Source organism: Brevundimonas sp., assembly GCF_051858995.1.
Classification (GTDB): domain Bacteria; phylum Pseudomonadota; class Alphaproteobacteria; order Caulobacterales; family Caulobacteraceae; genus Brevundimonas.
The window spans coordinates 316,169-329,978 of record NZ_JBHYGN010000001.1 but is presented as its reverse complement, the minus strand read 5'-3'; the positions used below and the strand labels follow the sequence as shown (position 1 = coordinate 329,978).

Sequence of the window (13,810 nt, the reverse complement as noted above, 5' to 3'; positions counted from 1 at the left end):
CGCCATCTGGCCCGCCATGACCAGCGCACCCTCCCGCACCCCGCTCGCCCTCTATGCTCTGACCGTCGGCGCCTTCGGCATCGGCGTCACCGAATTCGTCATCATGGGCCTGCTGCTGCAGGTCTCCAGCGATCTGGGCGTCTCCGTTCCCGCCGCCGGCCTGCTGATGACCGGCTATGCGCTGGGCGTCTTCGTTGGCGCGCCCCTGCTGACCATCGCCACCCGCACCCTGCCGAAGAAGACGACCCTGCTGGTGCTGATGGCCATCTTCACCCTCGGCAATCTCGCCTGCGCGGTGGCCCCCACCTACGAACTGCTGATGGCGGCGCGGATTCTGACGGCGCTGGCCCATGGCACCTTCTTCGGCGTCGGCGCGGTGGTCGCCACCGGTCTGGTCGCCCCCGAAAAGAAGGCCTCGGCCATCGCCATCATGTTCACCGGCCTGACGCTGGCCACCCTGATGGGCGTGCCGTTCGGGGCCTGGCTGGGCCTGCAGTTCGGCTGGCGCTCGACCTTCTGGGCGGTGACCGGCATCGGCATCCTGGCGCTGGTCGTTCTGGCCGCCCTCGTCCCGGCCATCCGGAGCACCGAGCCGCTGGGCCGCCTGCGCGACGAGTTCGCCGTGCTGAAACGCCCGCAGGTCCTGCTGGGCCTCGCCATGACGGTGCTCGGCTTCGGAGGGGTCTTCGCCATCTTCACCTACATCCAGCCGATCCTGACCGAGGTGTCCGGCTGGTCCGAGGCCGCCGTCTCGCCGATCCTGCTGGTCTTCGGCGCGGGTCTGGTGGGCGGCAACCTGCTGGGCGGCAAGCTGGCCGACAAACGCCTCGCCCCCGCCCTGCTGGGCACGCTGGCGGCCCTGACGGTGGTGATGTTCGCGTCCGGCTGGGCTTTCCACGACCGCTATGCGGCGGTCGCCGCTGCCTTCCTGCTCGGCGCCGCCGCCTTCTCGACCGTCGCCCCGCTGCAGATGCGTGTCCTGCAACAGGCGGGCGGCGCCGGTCAGGGTCTGGCCTCCAGCCTGAACATCGCCGCCTTCAACCTGGGCAACGCCTTCGGCGCCTGGCTGGGCGGCGCGGTCATCGCTAGCATCGGCATCAGCGCCGTGCCGATGATCTCGGCCGCCGTGCCGCTGGCGGCGCTGGTTCTGGCCCTGCTCAGCCTGTCGATGGAGAAGAAGGCCGCTTCAGCCGCGACCGTTCCTCACGGCTGAAGCCGGTATCCGCCTGCGTCGGTCAGCAGCAGCCGGGCCTGACCGGGCTCGGGCTCGATCTTCTGGCGCAGCCGATAGATGTGGGTTTCCAGCGTGTGGGTGGTGACGCCGGCGTTGTAGCCCCAGACCTCGGTCAGCAATTCCTCGCGCGACACGGCCTTGGCCCCGGCGCGGTAGAGATACTTGAGGATGTTGGTCTCTTTTTCCGTCAGACGGACCTTCTTGCCCTTGTCGTCGACCAGCACCTTGGAGGCCGGGCGGAACTCATAGGGTCCAATGCGGAAGACCGCGTCTTCCGACTGTTCGTGGCTGCGCAGGTGGGCGCGGATGCGGGCCAGCAGGACCGCGAAGCGGAAGGGCTTGGTGACATAGTCATTGGCCCCCGCCTCCAGACCCAGCACGGTGTCGGAATCCGACGACTGGGCCGTCAGCATGATGATCGGGGTCGAGACGCCGTCCTTGCGCAGCAGGCGGCAGGCCTCCCGCCCGTCCATGTCGGGCAGATCGACGTCGAGCAGGATCAGATCGGCGCGGACCTCGCGGCCCATCTTCACGCCTTCCGTGGCGGTCGAGGCCTGAACGGGACGGAAGGCCTCGTGCAGGGCCAACTGCTCCGCCAGCGCCTCGCGCAGGTCGTCGTCGTCGTCGATGATCAGGATCGTCTTGGGCGTCGGCATGGGCACCAGAATGGAGAGAGCCGGTCCAAACGCCAAGGGCGTCCGGACCCATTGGCCGTGATTTTCACTCGGAAGAGAGCGTTTCGGCGCGATTTCGTTCCCCGAACAGGGCCGAACCCACGCGAACATGGGTCGCGCCGAAGCGAATGGCGACCTCATAGTCGCCGCTCATCCCCATCGACAGGACCGTCAGGCCGTTCCGGCGGGCGATCTTGCGCAGCAGGGCGAAGTGGAGGCCCGGCGCTTCGTCCGCGGGCGGAATGCACATCAGACCCTCGACCGTCAGGCCCGCCGCCCGGGCCTTGGCGATCAGGGCGTCGGCCTCCTCCGGCAGGACACCGGCCTTCTGCGGCTCGGCGCCTGTGTTCACCTGGACCAGCACCCGCGGGCTCCGGCCGGCCTTGGCGCCCTCGGTCGCCAGCACCTCGATCAGCTTCGGTCGGTCCAGGGTCTCGATGACGTCGAACAGGGCGACCGCATCCGCGGCCTTGTTGGTCTGCAGCGGCCCGATCAGGCGCAGCTCCAGCTCCGGCGTTTCGCGTCGCGCGGTCCAGTGGCCTTGCGCCTCCTGCACCCGGTTCTCACCGAACACACGCTGCCCGGCGGCCAGGGCGGCGTCCAGCGCCGAGTCAGGCTGGGTCTTGGTCACGGCGGTCAGCACCACGCTCGCCGGATCGCGCCCGGCGATGCGGCAGGCGCGGGCGATCTTGCGGCGCACCGTCTCGAAGCTGGACGCGATGGCGGTATCGGGAGAAGAGGAGGTCATGAACCGGTCGGACGCGGATACCCTGTGGCGGATCGCCGGCTGTCTAGCCCGCGACGCCGCCAAAGTCAGCCGGGCGCGGGGTCGCGCCCATCTGAACATGCCGCCCCTGCTGTTCTTCACCGATCCCGAGCGAACCCCCGAGCCGTGGACCGTGGCCGAGCGCCTGCCGGTCGGATCCGGCGTGGTCTATCGCCATTTCGGCGCGCCGGACGCCCGCGACACCGCACTGCGTCTGCGCGACGCCACGGCCAAGCGGGATGGCCTGCTGCTGATCGGATTGGACGAGGACCTGGCCCACGAGGTGGGGGCGGACGGCCTCCACCTACCGGAAAGGGCGATCTCTGAAGCCGCCGGGATCGCTGAGCGACAACCGAACTGGCGGATCACCGCCGCCTTCCACGCCCGGACGCCGGCGCCCACACTGACCGGATTGGACGCCCTGATCGTATCGCCGGTGTTCCCGGCGGGCGGGGCGTCGGCGTCCAGCCTGCCGCTGGGCCTGCCTCGGCTGACCGCCCTGACCCGCGAACTGGACCTGCCGATCTACGCCCTGGGCGGCGTGGATGCGAAAAACGCGCCGGAACTCGAGGGTTCGGGCGCGTACGGAATTGCGGGGGTCGGGTCGATCCGCGCGGCCATCGGGCCCTGAGATCAGAAGCGGAAGATCGATTCCAGACGGAAACGGGCCGTCGGACGCTCGGTCTGCGGCGCGCGGGCCGGATCGCGTTCGGTTTCCGCCAGACCGGCGGCGGCGCCGACGCGCAGGCGCGGGTTGACGCGATAGTAGGCGCCCGCCTCGACGTCGCCGAGGCTGTCCTCGCGACCGACCGGCTGGCTCATGTTCAGGTCCAGACCCCAGCGACCGCGTTCAGTGAAGCGCAGGCGGCTCTGACCGGCGGGCGCGGCGGCGCGGGCGGCGTTGGCTTCGCTCAGGGAAACGGCAGGCGCACGGCCCCGCGATGTCGCGGTCTGAGCCGCGGCGGCGTCAGCGGCGGCGACGAGGGCGAGCCCCGCGACCAGTCCAGCGATGACGGCGCTTGTGCGCATGTCCTGCCCTTCAGCGTCACGACGGGGGTCCCGGCGCGATCCATTGCCTGCAAGTAGACACCGCAGGCCAGCCCGGTCAACGGAACGGCGACGCTCCTCGCCGGTTCCGGCGACTCAATCAGACTCCTGTGGCGCGAGCGTCACGGCCACGGCGGCTCTCGCCACCCTCGCGCCCCGGCTTCGACACGATCCGGCGCCGCCTGAAACGTCTTCGCCTTGTCATCGCCCCTTTTCGCCGTGTTATAGAGCCTCGCTTCGGTTCCGACCCGCGTTAGGGCGGTCCGGCGCGTGCGTTGGAAGGGTCCGGCGCGCGTCCGTTCGAATGGAGACTCTCTATGGTGCTGGTTCGCGGCGCAGCGGTCGCCCTGATCGCTTCCGGTCTGATGCTGGGCGCATGCAGCTCGCTGCCCAAGGTTCCGGGGTTCGGCGGGTCCGACACCGCCGCCCGCAACGCGGCCCAGACCGGCATCGGCGTCAACGCCTACCTGTGGCGCGCGACCCTCGACACCTTCGCCTTCATGCCGCTGGCCAACGCCGATCCGTGGGGCGGCGTGATCAATTATGACTGGTACACCGACCCGCAAACGCCGAACGAGCGTTTCAAGGCGACCGTCTTCATCCTCGACACCCGCCTTCGCGCCGACGCGCTGAACGTCACGGTGACCAAGGAAGTGCGGGGCGCCGACGGCCAGTGGATCGCCGCCCCGGTCGCGGCCCAGACCGAAACCGATCTGGAAAACGCCATCCTGACCAAGGCGCGCCAGCTCAACCTGCAGAACGCCGGCTAACCACCCTTCACGACCACAGCCTCCTCAAGGCGCGCCCTTAAGGAGCGACGCCTCAAGGATTCCCGTGGCCCGATACGAGCCCAAGACCGCCGAACCCCGCCAGCAGGCCCGCTGGGCGGCCGCCGACGCCTTCCGCACCCCCACCGAGGGGACCGGAAAGCCGAAATACTATGTGCTGGAGATGTTCCCCTATCCGTCGGGGAACATCCACATGGGCCACGCCCGCAACTATGTGATGGGCGACGTGGTGGCCCGCTCCAAGCGGGCCCAGGGCTTTGAAGTCCTGCACCCCATGGGCTGGGACGCCTTCGGCCTCCCCGCCGAGAACGCGGCCATCGAGCGCGGCATTCATCCGGGCGACTGGACCTGGTCCAACATCGCCAACATGCGCGACCAGCTGAAGCTGCTGGGCCTGTCGCTGGACTGGAGCCGCGAGTTCGCCACCTGCGACCCGGCCTACTACGGCAAGCAGCAGGCCTGGTTCCTGGAATTGCTGAAGCGCGGCCTGGTCTATCGCAAGGATTCGGTGGTCAACTGGGATCCGGTCGACAACACCGTCCTGGCCAATGAGCAGGTGGTCGACGGCCGCGGCTGGCGCTCTGGCGCACCTGTAGAGAAGCGCAAGCTGAACCAGTGGTTCCTGCGCATCACCGACTACGCCGACGACCTGATCGAAGGCCTGAAGGAGCTGGAAGGCCGCTGGCCCGAGAAGGTTCGCCTGATGCAGGAGAACTGGATCGGCAAGAGCCGGGGCGCGACCCTGTGGTGGTCGATCACCGAGGCGCCTGACTTCCTGCCGACGTCGCCGGAAGGCGGGCCGAACCACGCCCGCGATCCGATCGAGGTCTACACCACCCGGCCGGACACCCTGTTCGGGGCCAGCTTCCTGGCCCTGTCGGCGGATCACCCGCTGACCAAGGCCATCGCCGAGCATCGCCCCGAGGTTCAGGCCTTCATCGAGGCCTGCGCCCGCTCTGGCACCAGCGAGGCCGATATCGAGAAAGCCGAGAAGCTGGGCGTCGATCTGGGCGTCCGCGTCCAGCACCCGTTCGATCCGTCGCGCACCGTGCCGGTCTGGGCGGCCAATTTCGTCCTGTCAACCTACGGGTCGGGCGCCATCTTCGGCTGTCCGGCCCACGACCAGCGCGATTTCGAATTCGCCACAAAGTACGAGCTGCCGGTTATCCCGGTGGTGAGACCTGAGGGCGCGGGCGACGATTTCTCGGTCGGCGACGAGGCCTACACCGGCCCTGGCGCCATCTTCCATTCGGACTTCCTGAACGGTCTGGACGTCGAGGCCGCCAAGGCCGAGGCCATCCGCCGTCTGGAAGCTGCTGATCAGGGCAAGGGCGCGACCATCTATCGCCTGCGCGACTGGGGCGTCAGCCGTCAGCGCTACTGGGGATGTCCCATCCCCGTGATCCACTGCGACAAGTGCGGCGTGGTCCCCGCCGACCAGCTGCCGGTCGAGCTGCCGAAGGACGTCACCTTCGATAAGCCGGGCAATCCGCTGGATCGTCATCCGACCTGGAAGCACGTCAAATGCCCGACGTGTCACGGTGACGCGACCCGCGAGACGGACACCCTGGACACCTTCGTGGACTCCAGCTGGTATTTCGCCCGCTTCACCGATCCGACCGCGGCCGAGCCGATCTCGCGCAGCGCCGCCGACCACTGGCTGCCGGTCGATCAGTACATCGGCGGCGTCGAGCACGCGGTCCTGCACCTGCTCTACGCCCGCTTCATCAGCCGCGCTCTCAGCGATGCGGGCCTGATGACGGTCAAGGAGCCCTTCGCCGGACTGTTCACCCAGGGGATGGTGGTCCATGAGACCTACCGCCGCGCCGACGGCGCCTGGGTCGAGCCGACCGACGTCGATCTGACCAATGACAACGGCAAGCGTTCGGCGCGTCAGCTGTCGACCGGCGAAATGCTGACCATCGGCGACATCGAGAAGATGTCGAAGTCCAAGAAGAATGTGGTTGCTCCGCAGGAGATCGTCGACACCTACGGCGTCGATGCCGGTCGCCTGTTCGTCCTGTCGGACAGCCCGCCCGAGCGCGACGTGCAATGGACCCCCGGCGGCGTCGAGGGCGCCAGCCGCTTTGTCCAGCGCGTCTGGGCCGAGGTCGACGGCTATGACCCCGCCTTCGCCGGCGAAGCCGACGCCAACGCCTCCCTGCTGCGCGAGACCCACAAGGCCATCAAGGCGGTGTCGGAAGGCATCACCGGCTTCCGCTTCAACTCGGCCATCGCCAAGCTCTACGCCTTCGTCGCCACCGTGCGGGATCACCCGAAGGCTGGCGGCGACGCCCGTCGTCAGGCCCTGTCGGCCCTGCTGCGTCTGGTCGCCCCCTTTACCCCGCACCTGGCCGAGGAAGGCTGGACGCGACTGGGCGAAGAGGGGATGATCCTGGACGCGCCTTGGCCGGAGTATGATCCGGCGCTGGCGGCCGATGACGAGGTCGTCCTGCCCATCCAGGTCAACGGCAAGCGCCGCGGCGAAATCCGCGTCGCCCGGGGACTGGAGCCGGCGGAGGTCGAGGCCCTCGTCATGGCCGATCCGGACGTTCAGGCGCGACTGGAGGGTCTGACCGTGAAGAAGATCGTCGTGGTCAAGGACCGCATCGTCAACGTGGTGGTCGCCGGATGAAAACCCGTCTCGCCGTCCTCGCCCTGTCGCTTGTCTCGTTGACGGGACTTTCGGCCTGCGGTTTCACGCCCCTTTACGGCGACAGCGCGGCGGGGACCTCCCTGTCGCGCATCGCCGTGACCACCCAGAACGACCGTCTGGGCTATCGGGTGCGCGAGCAGCTCGAGGACACGCTGGGCCGCGACGGCGCCCAGCCGCCTCTGTGGCGGCTGGAGACCACCATCGAGCAGTCGCGCCGCCCGCTGGGTCGCCGGATCGACGACACCGCCACCCGCTATGAGCTGACGGTGAAGGGGACCTGGACGCTGACGCCGGCGACCGGCGGCGCCACGCCGATCACCGGAACCGAGACGGTCACCACCACCTACGCCGCCGCCGACCAGCCCTACGCCGCCATCGCCGCCCAGCAGGATGGCGAAGAGCGCGCCGCGGCCGAACTGGCCCGCCTGATCCGGCTCGACCTCCTCCGGACCCTGTCCAACCCGTGATCCTGGCGAAACGGCCCGAGGTCGATCGCTTTCTGAAGACCCCGGACAAGGGCGTCCGGGCCGCCGTGATCCACGGCAAGGACCGTTCCGGCGTGGCCGAGCGGGCCGAGATCCTGTGCAAGGCGATCACCCCCGACCTGAACGACCCCTTCAACGTCACGGTCCTGACGGACAGCGACATCGACGGTGATGAAACCCGGCTGGACGAGGCCCTGACGGCGCTGAGCATGATCGGCGGGCGTCGTCTGGTGCGCGTGCGGCTGTCGAACGAGAAGGCGTCGATCGACAAGATGCTGGCCGCGGCGCTGAAGAGCCACGCGGCGGGCGACTTCAATCCCGACTGCATGCTGGTCATCGAGGCCGGGGCGCTGGGCCGCGACTCCGCCCTGCGCAAGGCCGCCGAGGCCGACAAGGCCGCCGTGGGCATCGCCTGCTATGAGGACGAGACCGGCGACGTGGCCCGGATGACGCGCGAGGCGCTGGCGGCGGACAAGGTCGGCCTGACCTCGGACGCCCTGGACCGCTTCGTCGCCCGCCTGCCCCGCGAACGCGGCCTGATGCGGCAGGAGATCGAGCGGCTGATCCTCTACATCGGCCCCGGCAGCGGCCGCAGCATCGATACGCCCGAGCTGGAGCTGCATCTGGGGGTCGAGCCCGACGCCTCCCTGCAGGATGCGGCGCTACAGGCCTTCGGCGGTCGCCCCGGTCCGGCCCAAAGCGGCCTGCGCCGCGCCTTCGCCGAGGGCGAGAGCCCTGTCATGGCCGTGAGACAAGCCTCGATCCACCTCGGAAAGCTGAGGAGAATCAATATTCTTCAGGCGAACGGAGCCAATGCCAAGGAGGCCGCCAAGGCCGCGGGGGTGTTCTGGAAGCAGGAGGCGGAGATGCTGCGTCAGGCCCGCAACTGGCGTCTGGACGACCTCGACAAGGTGCTGGACAGCGTCAACGCCGCCGACATCGCCACCAAGACCACGGGCTCGCCCGACCAGCTGATCGCCGAACGCCTGATCCTCGAGATCTCAGCCCGGGCGCGACGGCTGGGGCTTTAATTCGCCTATCGCGCGTTGCGCTACTTGAAGCGGATCAGCCCCGCTTCGACGCCTTGCGGAAGGCGGGCTTGTTGGCCGCGCTACTCTGATGGGCCATGGCCTTTTCGGCGTGCTGGGCGGGCTTGAAGCCGCCGCTGGAGGGCGCGGCGGCGCCGGCCTTCTTGGCGGCCAGCGCCTTCTTCATCGCTTCGGCGGTCGGATTGACGGGCTTGTCGGTCATTCGCCCATCCTGCCATCCCCGAGCCGCGCGAGCCAGACCGTCACGCCGCCGCGCCCATAGTCGCCTACGACGTGGTCGAGAATCTCGAACCCGGTCTCCTCCAGCCGCTGGCGGTACTCCGCCGAAGACAGGCTGGCGTGAAACAAGGGCTCTCCCCGCCACTGGCCCACGATCTCACCGTCCTGATCGCCTGAGGTGAACATGAGCACCCCGCCGGGGCGGAGATGGCGCGCGAAAACGCCGAACAGGGCCCTCTGATCGTCGCGGGTCAGATGGAAGCTGCTGTGCCAGGCGATCAGGCCGTCGAAAGCGCGGCCCAGATCCAGCCCGCGCATGTCCCCAACGATCCAGTCGTGGTCCGGAAACCGTTCGCGGCACAGGCTGACAGCGCCGGCAGAGCTGTCTACGCCGGTCACCGCCCTGCCCTGTTCGATCAGATAGCGCGCGACGGGCTCACCGGAGCCACAGCCGAGATCCAGGACCTGCCCGCCCATCGGAACATGGGCCACAAAGGCGTCCAACCAGGGCTTCTCGGTCGTCAGATCGCGTCCGCGATCCGCGTCCCAGTCGGCGGCCCGGCGGCTGTAGAGATCGATGACCTCGTCCGCCGGCCCCGCCATGGCCTCTCAGCCCCGCATCAGGCGGCGGCAGAGGTCGTCCAGCTGTTCCAGCGTGCCGTAGCGGATGGTGATCTCGCCCTTGCCGCCCTTGTCCGCCAGCTGGACCTTGAGGCCCAGGGCGTCGGCCAGATCCTGCTCCAGCGCGGCGACGTCGGCCGAGCCTTCGCCGTCCGAACGGCCCGCTCGCGCCTTCTCCGGCTTCGGCCCTTGCTGATCCCGACGGGCCAGGGCCTCGGCCTGACGCACGTTCAGGCCGTCGTTGACGATCTGGTCGGCCAGGGCCGGGGCGTTCGGCGCATTGACCAGGGCGCGGGCGTGGCCGGCGCTCATCTTGCCCTGCCGCACATACCACAGCACCTCTTCGGGCAGTTGCAGCAGACGCAGGGTGTTGGCGACGTGGCTGCGGCTCTTGCCGACGATACCGGCCACTGCATCTTGCGTCCGCCCGAAGCGTTCCATCAACATGCGGTAGGCGTCGGCCTCTTCCAGCGGATTCAGATCGGCGCGCTGGACGTTCTCGATGATGGCGACCTCGAACACCTCGACGTCGTCCATCTCGCGCACCACGACCGGCACCTGGGCCAGACGGGCCATCTGCGAGGCGCGCCAGCGGCGTTCACCGGCGATGATCTGCCACATCCCGTCTTCGCCGGGCTGCGGGCGGACGAGGATCGGCTGCAACACGCCCTTGTCGCGGATCGAGGCGGCCAGCTCCTCAAGGATTTCCGGGGTGAAGATCTTGCGCGGCTGGTCCGGGTTCGGCTTCAGGCTCTCGATCGGGACGATGCGCACGCCCGCGGGCGCCGGCGAACCGTCAACCGGCACGGCCTCCGCCGCCTGTTCTCCCAGAAGGGCTGACAATCCCCGGCCCAGGCCGCGCTGACGTTCGCTCAAGATGCTGATTCCGTTCTTCTAATTTGGTCTTCAGGCGGCCTGCTTCAGGCGTTTGCGCTCGCGCGCCACCACCTCACGCGCCAGTTTCAGATAGGCTTGGCTGCCCGCGCATTTCAGATCGTAGATCAGGGCGGGCTTGCCGAATGACGGCGCCTCGGCCACCCGCACATTGCGCGGAATGACGCTGTCATAGACCTTGTCGCCGAAGTGGTTGCGCACATCATTGGCCACCTGCCCCGACAGGGCGCTGCGGCGATCATACATCGTCAGGACCAGACCCTGGATTTCCAGAGCCGGGTTAAGGCTCTGGCGCACCATGTCCACGGTCTTCATCAGCTGGGTAAGGCCCTCCAGCGCGAAGAACTCGCACTGCAGCGGCACCAGCACGGCGTCGGCTGCAGCCATCGCGTTCAGCGTCAGCAGGTTCAGGGACGGCGGGCAGTCGATCAGGACGTAGTCATACCGGGTCTGCCCATCACGCCCCTGCCCCGCCAGAGCGTCGCGCAGACGGAACGAGCGGCGATCCGCCTGACTCAACTCGATTTCCACGCCCGACATGTCGGCATCAGCCGGAATGATGAAGAGGCCGGGGACGGTCGTCTGGACGGCGGCGTCATCGACCGAGCGATTGTCCACCACGACGTCGTAGATGGTCACCCGCCGTGTTTCACGTGGAACACCCAGACCCGTGGAGGCATTGCCCTGCGGGTCCATATCGACGATCAGCACCTTTTCGCCAATGGCGGCCAGGGCCGTGCCGAGGTTGATCGCGGTGGTCGTTTTGCCCACCCCGCCCTTCTGATTGGAAACGGCGAGGACGCGGGTCTTACCAGTTTTTGACACGGCTGATGCCCCGAACAGATACAATGCGGCCGCGCGGATCGCTGCGCGAGACGGTGAGGTCGCTCTTGAATTGCCAGACCTTGCGGGCCTCTGCCACCTCAACCTCGGCCTTTTCACCCTTCAGGAACAATCCCTGGGCGCCGCGCTGTAGATAAGGCTGTGCATAGCCCAACAGCTTTTCCATCGGCGCGACGGCCCGGGCCGTCACGACGTGAACCGTCACCGCATTGTCCTCGGCCCGGCCATTGATCACCGTCGCCCGAAGGGACAGGGCGTCGACCACCTCCTGCAGGAATCGGCACCGTTTGCCCAGACTGTCGATCAGCCAGACGTGGCTCTTGGGATCCGTCTTGAGCATGATCGCGAGCACAACACCCGGGAAGCCAGCGCCCGCGCCAAGGTCTGCCCAGCTCTTCGCCTCGGACGCCATGTCGAGCAGTTGGGCGGAATCGCGAAAGTGGCGGCTCCAGACATCCGGCAGGGTATCCGGCCCGATCAGATTCATCACCGCATTGGCCTCGGTCAGCCGGACGACGAACCGTTCCAGATCGCCCATCTGGGCCGGGGTCGCGTTGAACTCCGCCTGAAAGGCGGCGGCATCATAGGTACTCACGCTTCCGCCTTCACCTTCTTCACGTGTGACAGCAGGGCCGTCAGGGCTCCGGGGGTCATACCCTCTATGCGGCCCGCCTGCCCCAGGGTCCGGGGCTGGACCCGGTTCAGCTTCTCGCGGACCTCGTTCGACAGCCCGCCAATGCCCGCGTAGTCGAGATCGACCGGCAGGGCCAAGGCCTCTTCCCGGCGCAGCGCTTCGGCATCGGCGGCCTGGCGGTCCAGATAGCCCGCATAGCCCGCATCAATCTCGATCTGCTCGCGCACCTGACGCGACCAATCGGCGATGTCCGGCCGGACCGGCAGGAAGGTGTTCAGCGTCACACCCGGGAAGGACAACAGATCGCGGATCGACCGGCGCTGACCGTCGGCATTGACCTTCATCCCCAGCTCGCCCGCTTCCTTGGGCGTGAACAGCGTTTCACGTGAAACAGCGTTGGCGGCGGCCAGTTCAGCGGCCTTGGCGGCATAGGCTTCGGCCCGACGCGCGCCCACGACACCCGCCGCGATACCCAGCGGGGTCAGCCGTTGGTCGGCGTTGTCGGCCCGCAGGGTCAGGCGATACTCGGCCCGGCTTGTGAACATCCGGTAGGGCTCGGTGACCCCCTTGGTGACCAGGTCATCGACCATCACCCCTATATAGGCCTGGTCACGTCCGAAGACGATCGGGTCGGAGCCGGCTGCGGCGCGCGCGGCGTTCAGCCCGGCCAAGAGGCCCTGCGCGCCCGCCTCCTCATAGCCGGTCGTACCGTTGATCTGGCCCGCCAGATACAGGCCTGGGCGCTTCTTCACTTCCAGCGCGGGGCTCAGTTCACGCGGATCGACATAGTCGTATTCGATCGCATAGCCGAAGCGGAACACCTCGACCTGCTCCAGACCCGGAATCGTCCGCAGGAAGGCCAGCTGGGTCCCATCTGATACGGAGGTCGAAATGCCGTTCGGATAGACGGTCGGATCGTCCAGCCCCTCGGGCTCGAGGAAGATCTGGTGCGAGGTCTTGTCGGCGAACCGCACCACCTTGTCCTCGATGGAGGGGCAGTAGCGCGGGCCACGCCCAGACAGGTGACCACCATAGACGGCGCTTTCGCCGATATTCTCGGCGATGATCCGGTGGGTCTCTTCCGTGGTGTGGGTCACGCCGCAGGTGATCTGGGGCACGGTGATCCGGTCAGTCAGGAAGCTGAACGGGACCGGGTCCTCGTCCGCCGCCTGGGCGTCCAGCCGATGCCAGGCGATGGTCCGGCCGTCGAGACGCGCCGGGGTCCCGGTCTTCAGACGGCCCATCTGCAGGCCGGCGCCATAAAGGTCGGCGGCCAGGCCCGTCGACGGCGCCTCGCCGTGACGGCCCGCCGGAGTCCGTTCGTCGCCTTTGTGAATGACGCCGTTCAGGAAGGTGCCCGTCGTCAGCACGACCGCGCCCGCCGACAGTTCAACCCCATCTCCGGTGACGACGCCGGTGACGCGGGTCCCGTCCAGGATCAGCCGCTCGGCCGTGCCCGCCATCAGCTCCAAGTTCGGGGTCTGGGCCAGTTCGGCCTGCATGGCCTCGCGATAGAGGCGGCGGTCGATCTGGCTGCGCGGCCCCTGCACCGCCGCCCCCTTGGAGCGGTTCAGCAGGCGGAACTGAATGCCGGACACATCGCCCAGCCGGCCCATCACCCCGTCCAGGGCGTCGATCTCGCGCACCAGATGGCCCTTGCCCAGACCGCCGATGGCCGGGTTGCACGACATCTCGCCGATGGTCTCAAGTTTCTGGGTCAGCAGCAGGGTGCGCGCGCCGTTGCGTGCCGAGGCGGCCGCAGCCTCGCACCCGGCGTGTCCGCCGCCGATGACGATGACATCAAAGGATTTCATCGCCGGGACATAGTCGAAACGGCGCGAAATTTCCACCGGCTCCACAGGGTGAAAAGAGCTGGTGAGCAAGAAGTGGGCCTGTGGAG

15 protein-coding genes are annotated in these 13,810 nt (G+C 68.1%); 6 read left to right on the top strand and 9 right to left on the bottom strand.

Annotated elements, in window-relative coordinates; genetic code table 11:
- The first annotated feature begins 16 nt into the window (after positions 1–16).
- The gene (locus ACTIEF_RS01730) at positions 17–1,213 is read left to right on the top strand and encodes an MFS transporter (RefSeq protein ID WP_439470458.1); all 1,197 of its coding nucleotides are present in this window, start codon (positions 17–19) and stop codon (positions 1,211–1,213) included.
- On the opposite strand, the gene ACTIEF_RS01725 is transcribed toward ACTIEF_RS01730, so the two are convergent.
- Positions 1,204–1,890, bottom strand: coding sequence for a response regulator transcription factor (locus tag ACTIEF_RS01725; protein ID WP_141625292.1), 687 nt, complete (start codon positions 1,888–1,890; stop codon positions 1,204–1,206). The genes ACTIEF_RS01730 and ACTIEF_RS01725 overlap by 10 nt on opposite strands.
- 64 nt (positions 1,891–1,954) lie before the next feature.
- Positions 1,955–2,656, bottom strand: a complete 702-nt coding sequence (locus tag ACTIEF_RS01720) for a YggS family pyridoxal phosphate-dependent enzyme (RefSeq protein ID WP_439470457.1) — start codon at positions 2,654–2,656, stop codon at positions 1,955–1,957.
- Here ACTIEF_RS01720 and ACTIEF_RS01715 point away from each other — a divergent pair.
- On the top strand, positions 2,655–3,305 hold the full coding sequence (locus ACTIEF_RS01715; protein WP_439470456.1) for a thiamine phosphate synthase: 651 nt from the start codon (positions 2,655–2,657) through the stop codon (positions 3,303–3,305). The two genes, ACTIEF_RS01720 and ACTIEF_RS01715, sit on opposite strands and share 2 nt — an antisense overlap.
- 2 nt (positions 3,306–3,307) lie before the next feature.
- On the opposite strand, the gene ACTIEF_RS01710 is transcribed toward ACTIEF_RS01715, so the two are convergent.
- Positions 3,308–3,703, bottom strand: coding sequence for an NtrZ family periplasmic regulatory protein (locus ACTIEF_RS01710; RefSeq protein WP_439470455.1), 396 nt, complete (start codon positions 3,701–3,703; stop codon positions 3,308–3,310).
- Between the two features lie 335 nt (positions 3,704–4,038).
- Here ACTIEF_RS01710 and ACTIEF_RS01705 point away from each other — a divergent pair, with 335 nt between their 5' ends.
- The 4 genes from ACTIEF_RS01705 to holA all read left to right on the top strand — a co-directional run bounded on the left by ACTIEF_RS01705 (position 4,039) and on the right by holA (position 8,681).
- The gene (locus ACTIEF_RS01705) at positions 4,039–4,491 is read left to right on the top strand and encodes a DUF3576 domain-containing protein (protein ID WP_439470454.1); all 453 of its coding nucleotides are present in this window, start codon (positions 4,039–4,041) and stop codon (positions 4,489–4,491) included.
- 64 nt (positions 4,492–4,555) lie between these two features.
- Positions 4,556–7,144 (top strand): leucine--tRNA ligase, encoded by a 2,589-nt coding sequence (gene leuS, locus ACTIEF_RS01700; RefSeq protein WP_439470453.1) that lies wholly within the window; start codon positions 4,556–4,558, stop codon positions 7,142–7,144.
- Positions 7,141–7,632, top strand: a complete 492-nt coding sequence (lptE, locus tag ACTIEF_RS01695) for an LPS assembly lipoprotein LptE (protein ID WP_439470452.1) — start codon at positions 7,141–7,143, stop codon at positions 7,630–7,632. Before leuS ends, lptE begins: the two co-directional genes overlap by 4 nt.
- Positions 7,629–8,681: a DNA polymerase III subunit delta gene (holA, locus tag ACTIEF_RS01690; protein ID WP_439470451.1), complete on the top strand. Its 1,053-nt coding sequence runs from the start codon at positions 7,629–7,631 to the stop codon at positions 8,679–8,681. Before lptE ends, holA begins: the two co-directional genes overlap by 4 nt.
- Positions 8,682–8,715: 34 nt before the next feature.
- Here holA and ACTIEF_RS01685 read toward each other — a convergent pair whose 3' ends face one another.
- The 6 genes from ACTIEF_RS01685 to mnmG are packed head-to-tail and all read right to left on the bottom strand — an operon-like array spanning position 8,716 to position 13,724.
- Positions 8,716–8,901, bottom strand: coding sequence for a hypothetical protein (locus ACTIEF_RS01685; RefSeq protein ID WP_439470450.1), 186 nt, complete (start codon positions 8,899–8,901; stop codon positions 8,716–8,718).
- Positions 8,898–9,521, bottom strand: coding sequence for a class I SAM-dependent DNA methyltransferase (locus ACTIEF_RS01680; RefSeq protein ID WP_439470449.1), 624 nt, complete (start codon positions 9,519–9,521; stop codon positions 8,898–8,900). Before ACTIEF_RS01680 ends, ACTIEF_RS01685 begins: the two co-directional genes overlap by 4 nt.
- A 6-nt stretch (positions 9,522–9,527) precedes the next feature.
- Positions 9,528–10,415, bottom strand: a complete 888-nt coding sequence (locus ACTIEF_RS01675; RefSeq protein WP_439470448.1) for a ParB/RepB/Spo0J family partition protein — start codon at positions 10,413–10,415, stop codon at positions 9,528–9,530.
- A gap of 30 nt (positions 10,416–10,445) precedes the next feature.
- The gene (locus ACTIEF_RS01670) at positions 10,446–11,258 is read right to left on the bottom strand and encodes a ParA family protein (RefSeq protein WP_439470447.1); all 813 of its coding nucleotides are present in this window, start codon (positions 11,256–11,258) and stop codon (positions 10,446–10,448) included.
- Entirely contained in the window at positions 11,242–11,814 is a 573-nt protein-coding gene (gene rsmG, locus ACTIEF_RS01665; RefSeq protein ID WP_439470446.1) for a 16S rRNA (guanine(527)-N(7))-methyltransferase RsmG, read from the bottom strand. Before rsmG ends, ACTIEF_RS01670 begins: the two co-directional genes overlap by 17 nt.
- 53 nt (positions 11,815–11,867) lie before the next feature.
- The gene (gene mnmG / locus ACTIEF_RS01660; protein ID WP_439470658.1) at positions 11,868–13,724 is read right to left on the bottom strand and encodes a tRNA uridine-5-carboxymethylaminomethyl(34) synthesis enzyme MnmG; all 1,857 of its coding nucleotides are present in this window, start codon (positions 13,722–13,724) and stop codon (positions 11,868–11,870) included.
- Positions 13,725–13,810 lie beyond the last annotated feature (86 nt).